Genomic DNA, 17,845 nt, shown 5'->3' with positions numbered 1-17,845 from the left:
TACTCTCACGACGACTCGAATCAGCCTCGGCGCATCGTCTGTGCTGTCGGCTCCACAGACACAGTCCGGAACGCATTGCGATGTCGCGCCTCCGGAGGCTTGCGGGCCACGGTCAGCAGGGTTGTCGCGAGTCGGCGTGTCGGGCTGTTCTTCGGGCCGCCGACAGCCGAAAGCACGCGGTGGCGCGCCGCGGTCAAGGGCCGGCGCAGTTCTCCACGCATGACGTCGCTGCGCCGCACGACACCGCGGTTCGAGCGCCGCAGGTCCTCGATGAAGCGGCGCTGGATACGGGCGGCCTCCCGGCCAAGCGCGAGGGTGTCGGTACCCGCCTCGATACGGAAGCTGCAGAGAGTGTCAGGGATCCCGAAGAAATCCCCGTGCTCCAGCAGCTTGAGCCACAGGCTCACGTCGACGGAGAAGAAGTCTTCGTGTTCTGGGAACCCGCCCGCGTCGGCGAAGGCACGTCGCCGAAACAGCACGTTCCCGGGATTGCCGATCGGGTTCCCACCGTGGCGGACGACCCTCCGAAGGACGACGGATCGGCCCTGCTTTCCGATAAGGTCCTGATGCCGAAGGGTCCTGTCGCGCACCACCACCTCGCCATCGCCGTCGATGACCTCGTGCCTGGCGCTGACCATCGCCAGCCCCGGGTCGTGGGCCAGGATGTCCCACTGACGGGCCAGGCAATCCGGCCGAAGGAGATCGTCCGCGGGCAGCACCTTGATGAATCGAGCACGCGACGCCGATACGGCCCTATTGAAGTTCGCCGTTGCCGGGATCGTTTCGGCGCTCTCTAAAACCCGGATCCGCGGGTCGTCGAACGATCGTGCGACGGCAAGGGAGCCGTCCCGGCTGGCGTTGTCCTGTATGACCAACTCGAAGTCACTGAAAGTTTGCTGAAGGACACTCCGTATGGTCTCGGAGACGAACCCCTCCTTGTTGTAGAGCGGTATACAGACAGCCACTGCAGGCACGTCGTTTCCGTTCAGGCCGATCCGAGACATGTACACTGAGTCACGACCAGGCTGCATCGAGCGGCCTCCGATTCACCGTCAAGAGCAACATCGCTCTGACTACCTCGTACGCAAGAGCTCCAACGTAACAGCGTTGCTCCATTCGAGGCGACGTCATCCCTATACCTTTTCGGTTCGCAACGGGGCGGTCTCAGAGAGTGAGGGAGTTGGCCCCCGCGTTTCCGACACGACGCCCGCGAACAAGATCGCGAGGGCGATGGCGAATCCCTTGTCCTCCAGCCATGGACCGAAGGGAATAAGCGCAACGAGCACACACATCCATCCACGCGCGGCGGTATACGTAGGAAAACCTCCGTACTCTACCCGTATTCGCCGAACAGCGACGACAGCGGCGAGCAGGAAGGCCGCGATGAAGAACATACCCACCAGCCCGAACTTCGCCGGCACGATCCCCGGTGCGTCCAGATTGAACGTCAATTTCTCGGGAGCCGGGTACAGGTGCCCGGGTCCGGTGCCGAGGATGGGATGGTCGGCAAAAGCCTCCGCCGTCCACTCGTACGCCTGCTGTCGCTCGCCGAAGCTGCCGTCGCTCGCGGCCTCACCGGTGAGGACGGCCTCGGCAGACTGGATCCGATCGCTGAAGAAGGTCGGATCGGAAACGACGACATGCGCGACCAGCGGTGCCACGGTCACAAAGGCGAGAAGGATGCACAGGACGAGACTCGCCATTCTTCGCGGCGACACCGCCGAAGGCTTGGCCAGTCCGACGACCCCCACCAGTGCGGCGAGGAGAACGATGTTGGTTCGTGTTCCGGAGAGGAGCATGACGACGAGGATGATCGTCGCCACGACGGCCCAGCCGACCCTGCCTCGTCGCCGGGGAAGACCGGCCATCGTCACGGCGTAGGCGAAGCACAGAGCGACGATCACGGCGCTCGACAGGACGAATCGTCCGAAGGGCAGGGCCGATACCTCGCGCCTGGCCAACCACTCGGAGGTGACGCCCACGCTGACGACGATGCCCAGCAGAACCATCCAGACGTCGTTCCATCTCCGGGTGATCCGCTCGCCGGCGGCGATTCCAATCACCGGAAGGACCGTCAGCAGGAAGTACGGGAGGGCATCGCGGAACCAGAGTTCGAAGGAGGCACCGTTCGCGCGGGCGACCAGATAGGAGAAGGCGAGGTAGGCGGCCAGCGCGAAACTGGCTAGGATGAACGGTCGATACTCGCGGCGAAGGGCGCCACTCGCGTCGCACACCCCCCGGAGGCTCAACGCGAAGCACAGCACAGCCAGGCCGAGATAGGCGTACTTCAGCAGGCTCAGGGTCGACTGGAACACCACGAGGGCACCTGCCACCGCGATCACGAGCCGACATTTCGGCCCGACGAAGCACAGCCCTGCCACGAGAGCGATCACAGCAACGAGCAGGAATAGCGTGGCGTCGGTTCCGACGATCACACCCGTACCCACGGCAACCATCGCGACGACGGCCACCACAGGCACGGCGCCGCGCCGTGGCAGCGGCGTCGGGCCGGAGACGGGCAGGATCGTGGATGACGGGACCGGTAGGATCGACATGGGCGTCTCCGTCACCCACGCTGCACGGGAAGGGAGTTCCTCGAGCCGTTCGTTTCCGCCGTCTCGCTCCGTTCGGCGGCTCCCATTGCAGGATCCGCTGCGTGCTGCGGGCGGTACAACTCCGTCCACGGAACGACCGGAAGGCCACGGCCCGACGGTAGCCGGAAGCGGATATCCCGGATGACGACCAGCACGGCGCCGAGGATCGGCGCGGACACCGCCCGCAGTCCCTCGGCCGCCGCCGCAAGGGCGGTGTGCGTGCCGACACCAGACCGACAGACCAGCACGGCGCCGTCGCCGGCGGCGGCGAGGACAGCTGCGTCGGTATACGGGTCGAGCGCCGGCGAGTCCACCAGCACGGCGTCGTACTTCCCTCGAAGCTCCGCGAACACCTTCTCCAGCGGCTCGGCAGTGAGGACATCACTCGGGTTCGCCACCGCTGCGCCCGCGGACAGAAAGTGCACGGTCTCCTCCCACGGACGTTGGACGGCGTCGCCGACCCGCACCTTCCCGGACAGCACCTCCGCCAGACCAGCCGAGGTGGCAAGCCCGAGCCGCTCGGCGAGCATCGGCCGTCGAAGGTCACCGTCGATGAGGAGGACCCGGAGGCCACCGGCGGCCAGCGTCGCGGCCAGGTCCACGACGAGCGTCGTCTTGCCCTCGCCCGTCAGTGCACTCGCGACGACCACGACCTTGGGCGCCTGCCGCTGCGTGCCGAAGCGCAGATTGGTTCGGAGCTTGCGCAGATCCTCCGAGGAGGATCGGGGCAGACCCGACGGTTGGGCCGCATCGTCCGTCGTCGGCGCGCGACGGCGCCGGACGTCATAGGTAACGGTCCCGAGCACTCGCGCGCCGGTGGCAGCGGCGAGGCTCTCGCGTGTCCGGATCGAGGTGTCGAGCGTGTTCCGGACGAAGGCGGCGGCTACGCCGATGATCAGGCCCGCGAGCAGCCCCAGCGCGAGCGTCAGGCCCAGCCCGGTCGAAGACGGGGACCTCGGCGGCGGTGCAGGTTCCACCATGCGCAAGGCGACGGTCGACTGCCCGAGCTGGGAGTTCCGGGTGAGCTCGGCCGAGACCTGGACGAACTCGTCATACACCGTGTTGGCGATGATGGCAGCGCGGTTAGGGGACCGGTCGACGACCTCGAGGTCGATGACCTGCGAGTCGACCGGCGTCGATGCCGTGATCTGCTTCGACAGGTCGTCCGGTGAGTCCGGAAGGTCGAGCCGCGCGACGACCTGCTCGGCGATACGGCGACTACCGAGGAGGATCACGTACGACTTGACGCGCTGCAGAGACAGCTGTGCTCCATAGGCTGCCGACGCGGCGTCCTCCGCTCCTGTCGCGGACACGTACATCGACATCCGAGCGGTGTACTCCGTCGGCCGTACCGCATAGGTCGCCAGTGCGGCGGCCATGCAGACCGCGACCGCGAAAGCCACGATCGCCCAGCGCGCGCGCAGAATCCGGAGGTAGTCCTTGATCGTCACGATACGCTCACAGTGGAGGGTTGCGCCGCACCGAGGGTGGCGCTGAGGTGATCGGCTAGCCGGAACGCCAGCGCGATGATGGTGAGGGTGGGGTTCGACGCGCCATATGTCGGGAAGACCGAACTTCCTGCTACATAAAGGTTGCGCGTCGAGTGCACGCGGCAGTCGGCGTCCACCACGCCGAGACGTGGGTCGGCGTTCATTCGGGTCGTACCCATGTGGTGGTGCATCCCTTCCACCAAGGTCGGGCGACGCGTGTCGTCCAATGTGGATTGCACTCGGCCGAGTCCCCTTGCCTGTAAGGCGGAGCCCACGATCGCCAGCGAGGTCCGGATGGAGTCGACATCGGAGTCCTCGAAGCGCCAGTGCACGTTCGCGGTCGGAAGACCCAGGTCGTCGCGATCGACACCAAGGGTGACTCGCGAGTCGCGGTGCGGCGCGTGCTCCGCTTGACAGCGAACGGTCAGTGTCCGCTCCCGAAGGCCGCCGTGCGCAACGGAGTGAAGGACCCCCCCGAGCCCGGCGACCACGGATCCGAGGTGCGCTCCAGCACCCTGCATCATCGGCTGCCGTCGGAGGGCTTTGCGCAGCGTGGCCACAGAGCGGAGCGCTTCCGTCGTGACGAGGGCGGGACGAGGCTGAATTTGAAAAGTACAGTTGCGCAGCCCCGACTCCCTTTGCTTCTCGTCCGTCAGCCGCAGGGCCCCCCGGAGTAACGTGTGCCGGACTTGATGCGGGGTGTAGAACTCCAATGTCTCCAGGATCTCGGGCCGCCCCACGACGACGTGCCCACAGTGTGCCGAGAGTCGCTCGCCGAAGAACCTCCCCACCAGGTCGTGGTCGTTGCCGATGCTGCGTCCGTCGTCTCCCAGAAGGAGAAGCCGCGCATTCTCGACACCACCTGCGGCGAGCACGACCACGCGGGCCCGGACGACCAGGCGTGAGCCGTCGTCACGCAGCACACGAACACCGTCGACCGCTCCGCCGGCCGCCGCGGCGATCATTCCCACAACTCGGGTGCGCGTGAACATCTGCACGTTCGGCGAGCCGGTCAGCTCGGGAACGGCGTGCTGGAAGAGTGGCTGGGCGAAATGGAACACGGTTGTATCGACCCCGCAGCCCTCGAGGTCGAGCACAGGCGTCCGCGCAGGATCCGACCACGGCTCAGGCTCGTAGTCGTAGGTGTCGAGACCGGCCGCGGCTTGGGCTCGAGCGTAGGACGAATCGAGGTGATCGCGAGTGAAGGGCCAGCCGGACAACGGCAGGCCCGGCCGCTTCTCGAAGTCGACCGGATCGAGCGGCCGGACCGCCCAGCCTTCGTTGCCCAGCTTCCGGTGCCGCAGTGTGCCGCCGACCACGCGGACCCGCGAATCGTGCAGCCGCTGGAGCGGGTACCCAGAGACGACACCCCGGCTCTGCTGCTGAACTCGGGAATCGATGTCCGTGGCGCCGCTCTCGATCAGGCAGACGCGGAAGCGCGAGTGGCCGAGCTCCCTTGCGATGGTGATCCCTGCCGGTCCGCCGCCGACGATGCAGACATCAGTACTGATTTCACCGGAATCGGACGGGCGCCATGCCTCGGACTGAGATTCCACGGTCATCCTCTCGTCGCTGAACGATCACACGGGGCGACGTGCCCGTCGTCCGGGTCGGGAGCAGGACACCTGGCGTGTCCACCGCGGTCACTCCCACGCACGAACCGATACCCGATCGCCCGGATCCGAGCAGCGAGGCCGACTGGCAGGAGGGTCAGGATTCGCCTCTGCAGGGGAAAACGATGAGCCAAGAGGGCCGAGTCGAACTTGGCGGACGGCACGCGTGCTTCAGGGTGGTCCAGCGGGAACCTGACGGGGTCGAGCGGGACACCTGCATCAGGAGCCCGGGGGTTCCTGGTGTGAGTGGCTGCGGGGCCGAACCCCACATTATCGATCATGTTCCCGGCCGGAATCACCGAGAGCCCGTTCCGACTGAGCATGGCGAGGGTCCATGCGAAATCCCAGGCGTCGATGCGACCCGCGCGAACCAGGTCGAAGCGCCGCCGCGCCATCCTGAACTCGACGGCCGGCATCTCGGCGCGCAACTTCTGACGCACCGCCGGCGACGTCCACGCTTGCAGATCGGGATCGTAGTGGCGCCACGCTCGACGCCAGGTGGCCCAGCCCCACGTTGGCGAGGACCGGCTGAATACGTAGCTCGGCCCAGGATCCAGCCGATCGACGATCGGGTTGTGGCCCCCGATCATCATGACCTGGTCGTCCCGCTCGTAGCGCTCGAGCAGCTCGGCGCAGAACGGGAAGAACTCCGCAGCCGGGATACAGTCGTCCTCGAGGATGATGCCCTGAGGCACCTGGGCCAGGAACCAGGTGATGGCGGTCTCGGGCCCCTTCTTGCAGCCCAGGTTCGCCTCCTGGAACTGCAGCTCGACCTCGCAGCGCCAATCGATGTCGCTGATCGCCGCTCGGGCTTCCGCGCACCGCTGCACATCGTCCGGCACACGGAGCCGGGGCCCGTCGGCAGCGACGAAGATGCGGCGCGGTTTGACTTCCCGGAGCGCATCGATCAGACGGCGCACCATGTCGGGGCGGTTGAACACGACGAGAAGGACGGGAACGTCAGCGGCGTCCATCAGCATGGCGCGGATACCTCCCCCTCCGTGTTCTCTCGTTACGGCAGGAGCCCGGGGCCAGTCCACTCTGAGCTGGCTGGGTCTCACTCGCTCGGTCACGAGGTGGCGTTACCGCGGGACGGCCGAGGGGACGGTCGACGGGCACGGTCAGGCCCGCTCGAGCCAGATCTCCCGCCAGTACGCGTAGATCGCCCGAGGGCACTTGCGGTGGAAGTCGCTGGTACAGACAACGTTGTCGAGCACGATGCACGGGTTCCGCAGGTGGACCATCCGTCCGGTCTTCTCGTCAATGATCCGGTCGACGCGACGGAGGACGCGCGCTTCCCGCCCGCAGTACTTCAACATCTCTCGGTCGAAGGAGAGACCCCGATTCTTGTTGTCCTTGTCGAGCGTGCGAACTATCTCCTCGGCGGGCTTGATGCGGACCAGTTCGCCCGGGCGGAGGTCGAGGCTTCCGGAGGGGGTGCGCTCCAGGCAGCCCTGGATGAACGGGTACCGCACACCGTCGTGGATGCGCAGGGCCCGGGGCAGCAAGCGCTTGCTGAGATCCTGGTACTTGTTGAAGAACCCGACGAGGACGCTTCGGGCTGTGGCGAAGGCGCCTGCGTTTCCGGACCGGACGTCCCGGACATACTGTCGGAGATCCCAGTGCGGGAGGTATTCGGGCGCCGCTCGCATCAGCTCCGTCGCCTGGCATACGAAGACCTCTTCGCCGGCGGCCCCGGCCCGTCGTGTCGTGGCCGTCAGTTCCCCGGCGCTCAGACCGCCCGCGACCCTTCTGATGTTCCCCTCGCCGACGTCAGAGGGGTCGACGCGCTTCAGCCAGGCCTCCTTCCAGTACAAGAAGCAGCCGGCCTGGCATCCCCCGTGGGCAGAGCCGTCGCACCGCGTTTCCGCGAGGTGGACCGCACCCTCCATCCGATACATCCCGGACCAGTCGATCGTGTCGCAGACCTTCACCGCGAGCTTGTCGACCCGGAACTGCCGCCCGCAGAACTTGAGCATCTCCGGCATGAAGGGGAGCGCCTCGAGCTCACCCCGCTCGTCGAGAGTTGCGAGGATTTCTGCCTCGCTGCGCACCTCGACGATCTCGCCGACCCTGAGGCCGAGCGGGATCGTCTGCCCCTTCGTCGCCGCCTGCTGCATTGCTTACCCCCTGAGATCGACGAGGCCGTCACCGGCCAGCGTGTCACGCTGCGTTACGCAGGGGTCACCAGCGGCCGAGGTCTGCCGCGCGCCAGAACCAACCCATTCGGCGGCAAACGGACATTCTCGTCACGAAGAGTCACAGAAAATCGAGTTATACCAGGCACGGCGCTGGGCTGCTACACCCATCGGTGATCCCGTCAGCCACGTTGCGTGATCAAGCCGGAACATTCGAGTTCGGGGGTAACGCTCGCGCTGACCACCCCGAGTAGCCGAGCGTCGGCGCGTCGAGAGACCGCCGAACCAACACCGAGGTTGGGGGCATCAGATGAAGGTCGTGCTCTTCTGCGGCGGCTACGGCATGCGTATGCGGGACGGCGGGTCCAGCACACCGAAGCCCATGGTCCCGGTTGGCCCACGGCCACTGCTGTGGCACGTCATGCGGTACTACGCCCACTACGGCCACCGGGACTTCGTGTTGTGCCTGGGCTACGGCGCACAACAGATCAAGGACTTCTTCCTCCGCTACGACGAGGCGGCATCCAACGACTTCGTCCTTCAAGGCGGCGACGTGCACCTGCTCGACAGCGACATCTCGGACTGGCGCATCACCTTCGTCGACACAGGCCAAGATTCCGCCATCGGCGAGCGATTGCGGAGGGTTCGCCCCCACCTTGAACACGAGGACATGTTCTTGGCGAACTACGCGGATGTGCTCACCGACGCTCCGATCGACGCGATGGTATCCCAGTTCGAGGCGAACCCGACAGCGGTTGCGCAGCTCCTCGCAGTGCCCCCGCAAGCCGCCTTCCACGTCGTCGACCTGATCGAGGGGAATCGGGTGGAGTCGATCACCGCGCTGAAGGATATGGCGATCCAGGAGAACGGCGGTTATCTCGTTCTCCGACCGGAGATCTTCGACTACATCCCCGAGGGTGGCGACTTGGTGGGCGACGCCTGCGCAGCGCTCGCCAAGGAGGGCAGACTCGCTGCCTACCCCTACAGCGGTTTCTGGCATCCCGCCGACACCGTCAAGGAGCGGGTGGCTTTGGAGGCGCTGTACCAGGCAGGAAGCACGCCCTGGATGCCCTGGCGCCAGGTCGCCCTCCACTGAGGTGAAGGTCATGACCGGCCCCTTGCCCGGGGTCCTCTTGTTCGTCCCGGTACCGCACCGCGACTACCGCGGTTTCTTCACCCGTACTTTCGACAGCCGTGTCGCATTGGCCCACGGCATCGAGGCCGGCGCGTTCCTTCAGGACAGCCAGTCCCGCTCATCCCGTGGAACCGTTCGCGGACTGCACGGACGCTCGGGGCGCGGCGAGGGGAAGCTGGTCCGCTGTGCCCGGGGAGCGATCCTGGACGTCCTTGTCGACGCGCGGCCGGAGTCGGTCGAGTTCGGACGGAGTGCTGCCGTCCAGCTGGACGACGAGGACCTCGTCCAGCTCTATGTGCCGCCAGGCTTCCTTCACGGATTCCAGGCGCTCACCGAGTGGGCCGACGTCTGCTATCGGATCGACCGGGAACATGATCCGACAGAGGACGTCGCTGTGCAGTACGACGATCCCGACCTCGGGATCGCCTGGCCGCTTCCGGTCACCGCGATCAGCGCACGTGATCGCGCGGCAGGAACGTGGGCCGACCTCCGCTGCCGGCTACTCAACTCGGCGAGCTCCTCGACGCCCGGGCCGCACAACACGCACTCGACTGCCACCGCCGCGCAGGAGCGGCTCTGCACGACGAACACCAGGACCTCTTCCAGGGGGAAGTCATGACGATCCACGACTCCACCGCTTCGGCACCCGACGCGCCCCCCGGCTCTGCAGAGTCGAGGCACGAGGTCTGCATTGTCGGTACGGGCCGAGTCGGGCTGCCTCTCGGTCTGACATTCGTCGAGACCGGGGTCAGCGCAGTCGGCCTCGACGTCGACAAAGAGCTCGCCGACCTGGTCAACGAGGGCGTCATGCCCTTTCACGAGCCCGGGTACGACGAGATCATCGCCAGCCGCAGGTTCCACGTGGTTCACGATCCGTCGGTGGTGACGAGAGCAGAGACGATTATCGTCACCGTCGGAACTCCACTACACAATCACATCGAGACCGACCTGACACAGGTGCAGGACGTGCTCGAGAGCATCGGGGAGCACCTCCGCCCCGGACAGCTGCTCTGCCTGCGCAGCACAGTGGCGCCCGGCACGACCGAGTTCGTCGAGAGGTGGATTCGACGGAACACAGACCTGGTCGTCGGCGAGACCTTCTTCCTTGCCTTCTGCCCTGAGCGGATCGCCGAGGGCAAGGCCTACGAGGAGATCCGCACACTGCCGCAGATCGTGGGCACACAGGACGCCGCCAGCGAGGCCCGTGCCGTTGCGCTGTTTCGACGGATCACGCGAGAGGTCCTCACGACCGATTACGTCACGGCCGAGCTCGTCAAGCTGTTCAACAACATCCTGCGGTACGTCCACTTCGCCCTGGCCAATCAGTTCGCGATGATCGCGGACAACTTCGGGGCCAACATCCACGAGACACGGGAGCTGGCCAACCACGGCTACCCGAGGTCGTTCCTCGCCGCTCCGGGCCTCACAGCAGGGACCTGTCTGCGGAAGGACTTCGGGATGCTCAACGAATGGAGCCCGTACCCGGACATGCTTCTCTCGGCCTGGAAGATGAACGAGTTCATGCCGACATTCCTGGTCGATCATCTCTGCAGGCGTACCGACCTGCACGACAGCCGGGTGGCGATCCTGGGCTTCTCGTTCAAGGCCGACACGGACGACCTCCGGGACAGTCTTGCTCCCAAGCTGTGGCGGTACGTCCGCCGTCAGCTTCCCGACGAGATCCGGATCAGCGACCAGAACCTGCCGGACCCGATCCCCGAGCCGAGCATCCGGGACGCACGTAACTGGCCGATCAGTGAGGCCCTTGAGGACGTCGACGCCGTTTTCGTCGCCACCAACCATACCGGCTACCACGAGGCGCTCCGCGAGCTCGCCCGCACCAGGCCGGACGCATGGGTCGCCGACATCTGGAACGTCGGCCGGGTGAACCAGATGTTCTACCAGGCGAAGGCCCTCGACATGGCGGAGGCGAACGCGTGAAAGTACTGCTCACCGGCGGAACGGGGTTCCTGGGCGCAGCGCTCTGCAGCGAATTGGTGGCAGCGCGGCACGAGGTCGTCGTGCTGGACGACAACTCGCGCGGCCGGGCGGCCCGACTCGCGTTGCTCGGCGAGGGTGTCACCGTCCTCGAGGGCGACATCCGTCGCTACACCGACGTGCGGGCGGCCGTCGAGGGCTGCGAGGTCGTGTGGCACCTCGCATACATCAACGGAACACGCTACTTCTACGAGCGGCCGGCCGACGTGCTGGACGTTGGCGTCCGGGGCACTCTGAATGTCGTCGACGCTGCCGTGAACGAGGGGGTACGGCGTTTGGTCCTGGCCTCGACCAGCGAGACCTACAACGAACCTTCCGTGGTGCCTACGCCCGAGGAGGAGTGGCTCAAGATCCCCGACGTCACCAACCCGCGGTTCAGCTACGGCGGCGGCAAGATCGCGTGCGAACTCCTCGCACTGCACATGGCCGGACCCCGGGGGGTCGAGCCGGTGATCTTCCGACCTCACAATCTTTACGGGCCCGACATGGGATTCGAGCACGTCATTCCCGAGATCGTCGAGAAGATCGTCCAACTGAAGGCTGCCTCCCCCGAGATCCCCCTCCAGTTGCCGATTCAGGGCGACGGCACCGAAACCCGTGCCTTCTGCCACGTGCGCGACGGAGCCCGGGGCGCCTTCCTCGCCGGCGAACTGGGCAAAGCCGGCGCTATATACCACGTGGGCACTATGCACGAGGTGTCGATCCGTGAGCTCGTCGATCTTATCTCCGAGATCCTCGACGTCCCGATCACCATCGTTCCGGGTCCGCTCCGAGCGGGCGGGACCTCCCGGCGCTGCCCCGACATCACGAAGCTCTCGGAGATCGGCTACAGCCCGGAGGTCGATCTCCGGGAGGGACTCGGCGAGACCGTTGCCTGGTACGCCGATTACTTCGGCGCGAGAGCGACGTCGTGACCATCGTCGTCACGGGTGGGCGAGGATTCCTCGGACGCAACGTCGTGCGGCGGCTCCTCAAGGCCGGCCACGAGGTACGTCCGGTAGGCAGCAAGGACTACGACCTGACAGAACAACATGGTGTGCGAGCACTCTACGCGGAACTCAGACCCCGCGTAGTGGTGCATTGCGCTGCGGCGGTCGGGGGTATCGGCGCGAACGTCGACAACCCGGGACGGTTCCTCTACGAGAACGCCCTAATGGGCCTGATGCTCCTCGAGGAAGGGCGGCTGGCCGGGATCGACAAGCTCGTGATGATCTCGACCAGCTGCGCCTACCCGCAGGACGCCCCGCTCCCTCTTCGGGAGGAGGACCTCTGGGAAGGGCCACCGACGGGGGCGACCGGCCCCTACGGCATCGCCAAGCGGATGCTGCACGATGCCTGCCTGAACTATGCGAGGCAGTACGGCACGAACAGCACCGTTCTGCTGCTGGCTAATCTCTACGGCCCGGAGGACAACTTCGGCGCCGGCAGCCACGTGATCCCGGCGATCATCCGTCGCTACATCGACGCGAAGCGGTCGAATGCCCCCTCGGTCACGAACTGGGGTTCCGGGCACGCCACCCGAGAGTTCCTGCACGTCGACGATGCTGCCCGAGCCGTCGCTCTGGCCGTTGCCACGAGGACCGGCCCCGAACCGATCAACATCGGTACAGGCCAGGCGGTCGCGATCCGTGAGATCGCTGAGGCCGTCCAGACGGCCGTCGGTTACGGAGGCGATGTGCGGTGGGACACGACCAAGCCCGATGGCCAGCCTGCTCGCTACTTCGACACCACTCGCGCCTCACAACGGCTCGGGTTCACGTCGGCCGTTCCGCTCGAGAAGGGACTTGTCGAGACGGTGCAGTGGTTCAGGGAGAAAGGGCAACATCTTGTCTCGAGCTAGCCTCGAAAGCGCCCCCGTTCGCCTTCTCGGCTCGGTCGGACGAACGCTCAGTGGGGAGCTCCTGACAACGCCTCGGCCGGGTGCGCGGCGACGTACTGGGCCATAGTCCCGTCGCGGAAGGCGGCCCAGAGCCGAGGCCCGGCCTGCTCGTCGAGGTAGACCACGGATTGAGCGCCTTCCCGTCCGAGCCCTGCAACTGGGGCGCTGGTGAAGGTCACGCCACCCGGCCGCAGCCCCTTCATCTCCAACGCCAGGTCGCGCAGGCCGCCGTTGGTCAGGGTGTCGTCGACGCTGACGGTCCGGCTGGTTGCGTCGACCAGGTTGTAGACGCCGACTGGGTGGGAGAGGTCGTCGCCGGCCTTGGTCAGCAGCGCCTTGAGCGCGTTCTGCTGGCGCTTGGCGCGGTCGAGGTCGCCGCCGGGCAGGTCGTACCGCTGCCGGACGTAGGCCAGGGCCTGCGCGCCGTCGAGGTGGTTGAGGCCCTCGTGGAAGTCGACCCCGGCGTTGCTCGTCGCCGCCGCGACCCGCACGTCGATCCCGCCGACCGAGTCGACCATCTCCTGGAAACCGGCGAAGTCGATGACCCCGAAGTGGTCGACGCGCACACCGGTCAGGCTCTCGACCGTCTGGATCAGCAGCGGGGCGCCACCGAAGGCGTACGCAGCGTTGATCTTGTTGGTGCCACGGCCCGGGATGTCCACCCAACTGTCCCGCGAGATCGAGGTGACGGCGGCGGCGCTGCCATCCGCGGCCACTCGGGCCAGCATGATCACGTCGCTCCGCTGCGAGCCCGCCTGCACCCCAGCGGGAGCATCCGTGCCTGTGGTCGGGTCGGACGAGCGCGTGTCGGTGCCGATCAGGAGAAAGGTCTTGCCCGACGACGCCGCAGGACGCGCGTCGGCGGGGATGCCGGCGAACGCGTCGGGCACCCGGCTGACATTGTTGCCCAGGCTCTCCGTGAGCATGTAGATCGCCGCCGCGGCGGCCAGGACCAGCGCGAGCACAGTGACGAGCAGGCCGATCAGGATCCGGCGACCTCTGCGGCTCCGCGTCCCGACGGCGTCCAGCACCTCCGCGGGCTGTTCCTCGCGCATGCCTCTCCCGTCTCTCATCTCGATCGTCTTGTCCGAGGTCACGCGGTGGTTGTTACACGAATCAGCAGAGTTGACTACACGTGGTTCTCCAGCACCCACGCCAACGCCTGCGCACCGGCGAGGACGACGAAAGCGGTCGCCCAGGGCGGGCTCGGTCGCCGCAGCCCGGAGGCGACGCGCAGGATCAGTGGCGGCGCCACGATCGCGTAGATCGCGTAGAGGTTGCAGTCGTTGAACACCCCACCTGTGCCCACCAGACAACCACCATGAGCAAGGCTCCCGCCGACGCGACGCCGAGGTACACGGTGCGCACACCCGTGAACCGGCACGCCGGCAGAAGGACGACGGCAGGCGCGAGCAGCAGCACCAACTGGAGCTGCATCCACCCTGTGGCGCCGTCCGCGAGGAGGAAGCGCGACCAGTCCCTGCCCTGCGCCGAGACCTGGCTGCCCGAGGCCAACTGCGAGATCGGCAGCCCATGACGGTTGAACCACCACAGCGCGAGGCCGAGCGCCGCGGGCACGGCGGCAATGGGCCAATCGGGTGCCGAGTCGCCGGCCGCGCCGCACCGCGACGATGACTGGGACGAGTAGCGACGGCCCCAGCACCAGCGTCTCGAGATGGCAGAGCACCCCGAGCCCAAGCAGGAGCCCGAGCGGCTAGGAAGTGGCCTCCTCGTCGTCAAGGATCCGCAGCGGGGCGGCGAGATCCCCAACGCGACGACGGCGGTGAGCGTGTCGTTCGACGTCGCCGAAGAACACCATCATCCACCCGCCGGCGCCGACGAGCCCAGCACCAGCAGCGGCTGGTCGAAGCGCCGAGCCATCCGCAGCGCGTTCAGTACCGCCGCTCCCCCGGCCGCGACCCTGATACGACGGCCCGCCTGGATCTGCCCACGCAGACCGCGGTCCGGGAAAGACACAGGAAGTCCTCAGCAGGAACAGACACGAAGCGGACGGGGCCGGGAGGTTGCTCCCCCGAGGCCGATCTACTCCAACTTGATGAAGCTTCACAGACCCTGTGACATTCGGTAACACGACCACTCGGCTGGGCGACATGCGGAGTGATCGACGTTTGCCGGATCGCTCCCCCTCGGTCCCGGCCGTCCCCGCGCGCCACCGCACGGACGAGCCGTGCCGTGGCGGCGACCCCTCGACCGAGATCGCACTATCGGATCTTTCTGGGGGGCTCCAGATCGTGTTCAACCCGTCTGAGGTCGCTGCATCCGCCGGCGTCCCGGTCGTCCCGGCTCAGCGCGTCACCGAGCCGACGCCCGGACATCCTGTCGTTCCCGAGGGCAGCGCGGCGCGGTGGCAGCGGCGGCTGCGCTCCCTGGTGATCCTGAGCGACGTCAGCATCGTCCTGGTCGCCACGGCCCTGGCCGTGCTCGCGGGCTGGAGCGGCATGTACGCCGCCGACCGAGCCCAGCTGGTGTGCGGCACTATCGCCGCCGCGCTGCTGATCGTCGCGATGCCGCTCGCTCGGGCGTGGGAGGGGCGAATCCTGGGTGTCGGCAGCGCGGAGTTCAAGCGGCTCGGCCGGGCCGTCGCCGGCGCGGCGATCGTGCTGGGTCTGGGAGGCCTCACGCAGCTGGTCGCGTCGGTCCGGATTTGGGTGTTCCTGCTGGTCCCGCTGATCGGCTGCCTGGTCGCGCTCGGCAGGTTCACGATCCGCAAGTGGCTGCACCGCCAGCGCCACAACGGTCGCGCCATGCTGTCCGTCCTCGCTGTCGGCGACGAGAGCGCGGTGGCCGACATGATCCGCCGGACGCGCCGGGACCCGCACTTCGGCTGGCGCATCGACGGCGCCTGCACCCCGACCGGCCGCGGCCCCGGCAACGAGGCGACAGTCGAAGGGGTCCCGGTCGTCGGCGATCTCGACTCGGTCGGCCCGGCAGTCTTCGGCCTGGGCTACCGCGTCGTCTCCGTGTGCCAGGCCCCGGGTTGGGGCCCCAAGCGCCTGCACCGCCTCGCCTGGGAACTCGAGGGCACCGAGACCGAGCTCGCCGTCGCCCCCGGCCTGATGGAGATCGCCGGCCCGCGGATGCACATCACCCCGGTCGACGGCCTCCCCCTCGTGCGGCTGTCCCAGCCCCGCTTCACCGGGTCCGCCCGCGTCGTCAAGACGGTCGTGGACCGCACCGCCGCCGGCCTGCTCCTCCTGCTCGCTGCACCGGTCTTCCTGGCAGTCGCCCTCGCGGTGAAGCTCGATGGCGGCCCGGTGTTCTTCCGCCAGGAGCGGGTCGGCACCAACGGCCGCACCTTCCGGATGGTCAAGTTCCGGTCGATGGTCATCGACGCCGAGGCCCGCCTCGCCGCGCTCAGCGCCTCCAACGAGGCTGCCGGCCCACTGTTCAAGATGACCCGCGACCCCCGTATCACCAAGATCGGCGCGGTTCTCCGCAAGTACTCCCTCGACGAGCTCCCCCAGCTGTTCAACGTGCTGGGCGGCAGCATGTCCCTGGTCGGCCCCCGCCCTCCGCTTCCCGCCGAGGTGGCGACCTACGAAGACGTCGCGCGCCGCCGCCTGCTCGTCCGCCCGGGCATGACCGGACTCTGGCAGGTCAGCGGACGCAGCAACCTCTCCTGGGAGGAATCCGTCCGGCTCGACCTGCGCTACGTGGAGAACTGGTCCATCGCCCTGGACTTGACCATCCTGTGGAAGACGATCGGGGCCGTCCTACGGAGCCGCGGCGCCTACTGAGCGTCTCGCTAGCCCGGTCTAGGTGTAGCGACCCATCACGTTGTTGACAGATCGGTCCGGCGTGGCGGCTTGACGAGGGGAGGGCCTCCAGGCGGAGTGGGTGTGTCTGACGCACCTACTCCGCCTGGAGGCCCTCCGTGGGGCACCGTAACGCGCGCACCACCGTGCACGGCCGTCGACTCATCATCGAGCACTGGCAGGGCGGCTGGCCGGCCGCGCAGATCGCCGAACAACTCGTCATCTCCCGCGCCACCGTGCACAAGTGGATCAACCGGTTCCGCGCCGAGGGCTGGTCCGGGCTCGAAGACCGCCCCTCCCGCCCGCACCGCTCTCCGACCCGCACCCCACGGAGGTGGAAGCCCAGATCCTCGAGTTGCGCACCAGTGCCCGGCGCGGGCCAGTGTTCCTGGCCGGGCAGCTCGGGCTGGTCGCCGCCACCGTCGGCCGCGTGTTGCGCGCCACGGTGTGGCGCCGTTGGCCGCCACCGACCCGATCACCGGTGAGCCGGTGCGACGGCACCCCTCCGGGGTTCGCTACGAACGCCGTGCCCCCGGCGATCTGCTGCATGTGGATGTGAAGAAGCTCGGCCGGGTGGCCCGACGGCGGCCGGTGGCGGCTGCACGGGCGCCGCGAGGACGTCCGCGGCCGCACGGTCCATGGCCGCGGGCTCGGCTACGACTACCTGCACGTCGCCGTGGACGACCACTCCCGGCTGGCCTACGTCGAGCCCATCCCGACGAACGCGACGCCACCTGCGCCGGGTTCCTCCATCGGGCGGTGGCCTGGTTCCGCGCCCACGGCGTGCGCGTGCTGCGGGTGCTCACCGACAACGCCAAGGTCTACCCACCGACGAACTCGCTCAGCAGGGCTGGACGGCTTCGCAGACGGGCTTGGGCCGCCACTTGTAGATCGTCGGCTACTCCATCGACGCCCGGTCGCGTCCGGGGCGCGTAGCGCGATGGCGTTGCGCAGGGCGTCGACAGCGAGCTGGGAGGTGAGGTCAGCCTCTGCCCGTGGCGCATCGGCGCAATCACCCCCGCCGCCCTGGTGCTGCTCTACCGCGAACACGACCGCAGCATCGGCAGCAATCCGAAGATCGCTACCGGGAAGGGCTGTGAAGTGAATGGACCGCAGCCGGGCTACGCGGTCTTGTCGAGGGTGACGCGGTAGCCGAGGTTGTGGAGTTGGCCGACGAGGCGGTCGCGTTGGCGGTCGGTGTTGCGGCGGGTGAAGTAGTCGC

Annotated in this window: 15 protein-coding genes and 1 pseudogene; 8 read left to right on the top strand and 8 right to left on the bottom strand. The window is 67.4% G+C overall.

The features are described from left to right. Positions 1 to 20: 20 nt before the first annotated feature. From PKE99_RS15915 to PKE99_RS15890, 6 genes are all read right to left on the bottom strand, one after another. Positions 21 to 1,004, bottom strand: coding sequence for a glycosyltransferase (locus PKE99_RS15915; protein ID WP_197040627.1), 984 nt, complete (start codon positions 1,002 to 1,004; stop codon positions 21 to 23). Between the two features lie 129 nt (positions 1,005 to 1,133). Next, the gene (locus PKE99_RS15910) at positions 1,134 to 2,555 is read right to left on the bottom strand and encodes an O-antigen ligase family protein (protein WP_156067594.1); all 1,422 of its coding nucleotides are present in this window, start codon (positions 2,553 to 2,555) and stop codon (positions 1,134 to 1,136) included. 11 nt (positions 2,556 to 2,566) lie between these two features. Continuing rightward, positions 2,567 to 4,045 (bottom strand): tyrosine-protein kinase domain-containing protein, encoded by a 1,479-nt coding sequence (locus PKE99_RS15905; RefSeq protein ID WP_037045784.1) that lies wholly within the window; start codon positions 4,043 to 4,045, stop codon positions 2,567 to 2,569. Further along, on the bottom strand, positions 4,042 to 5,646 hold the full coding sequence (locus PKE99_RS15900; protein ID WP_081924144.1) for an FAD-dependent oxidoreductase: 1,605 nt from the start codon (positions 5,644 to 5,646) through the stop codon (positions 4,042 to 4,044). Before PKE99_RS15900 ends, PKE99_RS15905 begins: the two co-directional genes overlap by 4 nt. Next, complete coding sequence (locus PKE99_RS15895) at positions 5,643 to 6,677, bottom strand: hypothetical protein (RefSeq protein ID WP_051737432.1); 1,035 nt, start codon at positions 6,675 to 6,677, stop codon at positions 5,643 to 5,645. The genes PKE99_RS15900 and PKE99_RS15895 overlap by 4 nt, the downstream gene beginning before the upstream one ends. Before the next feature lie 141 nt (positions 6,678 to 6,818). Beyond that, complete coding sequence (locus PKE99_RS15890) at positions 6,819 to 7,817, bottom strand: hypothetical protein (protein WP_051737431.1); 999 nt, start codon at positions 7,815 to 7,817, stop codon at positions 6,819 to 6,821. A gap of 328 nt (positions 7,818 to 8,145) precedes the next feature. Here PKE99_RS15890 and PKE99_RS15885 point away from each other — a divergent pair, with 328 nt between their 5' ends. The 5 genes and pseudogenes from PKE99_RS15885 (at position 8,146) to PKE99_RS15865 (ending at position 12,808) form a co-directional block, all read left to right on the top strand. Continuing rightward, positions 8,146 to 8,931, top strand: a complete 786-nt coding sequence (locus PKE99_RS15885; RefSeq protein WP_037045780.1) for a glycosyltransferase family protein — start codon at positions 8,146 to 8,148, stop codon at positions 8,929 to 8,931. 1 nt (position 8,932) lies between these two features. After that, positions 8,933 to 9,448: pseudogene (locus PKE99_RS15880) on the top strand (dTDP-4-dehydrorhamnose 3,5-epimerase family protein); the annotation flags it as partial. A gap of 137 nt (positions 9,449 to 9,585) precedes the next feature. After that, the gene (locus PKE99_RS15875; RefSeq protein ID WP_051737430.1) at positions 9,586 to 10,911 is read left to right on the top strand and encodes a nucleotide sugar dehydrogenase; all 1,326 of its coding nucleotides are present in this window, start codon (positions 9,586 to 9,588) and stop codon (positions 10,909 to 10,911) included. Further along, positions 10,908 to 11,882, top strand: a complete 975-nt coding sequence (locus PKE99_RS15870) for an NAD-dependent epimerase/dehydratase family protein (RefSeq protein WP_037045778.1) — start codon at positions 10,908 to 10,910, stop codon at positions 11,880 to 11,882. The genes PKE99_RS15875 and PKE99_RS15870 overlap by 4 nt, the downstream gene beginning before the upstream one ends. After that, a complete protein-coding gene (locus PKE99_RS15865; protein WP_037045777.1) occupies positions 11,879 to 12,808 on the top strand; it encodes an NAD-dependent epimerase/dehydratase family protein in 930 nt (309 codons plus the stop codon). The genes PKE99_RS15870 and PKE99_RS15865 overlap by 4 nt, the downstream gene beginning before the upstream one ends. 47 nt (positions 12,809 to 12,855) lie before the next feature. On the opposite strand, the gene PKE99_RS15860 is transcribed toward PKE99_RS15865, so the two are convergent. Both PKE99_RS15860 and PKE99_RS15855 read right to left on the bottom strand, forming a co-directional pair. Next, positions 12,856 to 13,902 (bottom strand): LCP family protein, encoded by a 1,047-nt coding sequence (locus tag PKE99_RS15860; RefSeq protein ID WP_156067592.1) that lies wholly within the window; start codon positions 13,900 to 13,902, stop codon positions 12,856 to 12,858. Positions 13,903 to 13,976: 74 nt separating this feature from the next. Continuing rightward, on the bottom strand, positions 13,977 to 14,156 hold the full coding sequence (locus PKE99_RS15855) for a hypothetical protein (RefSeq protein ID WP_156067590.1): 180 nt from the start codon (positions 14,154 to 14,156) through the stop codon (positions 13,977 to 13,979). Between the two features lie 12 nt (positions 14,157 to 14,168). On the opposite strand from PKE99_RS15855, the gene PKE99_RS15850 reads away from it, so the two are divergent. The 3 genes from PKE99_RS15850 (at position 14,169) to PKE99_RS39595 (ending at position 17,108) form a co-directional block, all read left to right on the top strand. Continuing rightward, a complete protein-coding gene (locus PKE99_RS15850; RefSeq protein WP_156067588.1) occupies positions 14,169 to 14,384 on the top strand; it encodes a hypothetical protein in 216 nt (71 codons plus the stop codon). Between the two features lie 715 nt (positions 14,385 to 15,099). Further along, positions 15,100 to 16,605, top strand: coding sequence for a sugar transferase (locus tag PKE99_RS15845; RefSeq protein WP_231498206.1), 1,506 nt, complete (start codon positions 15,100 to 15,102; stop codon positions 16,603 to 16,605). A 137-nt stretch (positions 16,606 to 16,742) separates the two neighbouring features. Then, on the top strand, positions 16,743 to 17,108 hold the full coding sequence (locus PKE99_RS39595) for a leucine zipper domain-containing protein (RefSeq protein WP_081924139.1): 366 nt from the start codon (positions 16,743 to 16,745) through the stop codon (positions 17,106 to 17,108). The last annotated feature ends 737 nt before the right edge of the window (positions 17,109 to 17,845 follow it).

Source organism: Pseudonocardia halophobica, assembly GCF_027922425.1.
In the GTDB taxonomy this organism is placed as follows: Bacteria; Actinomycetota; Actinomycetes; order Mycobacteriales; family Pseudonocardiaceae; genus Pseudonocardia; species Pseudonocardia halophobica.
The sequence above is the reverse complement of the archived record's forward strand: the minus strand, read 5'-3'. Positions and strand labels throughout refer to the sequence as shown.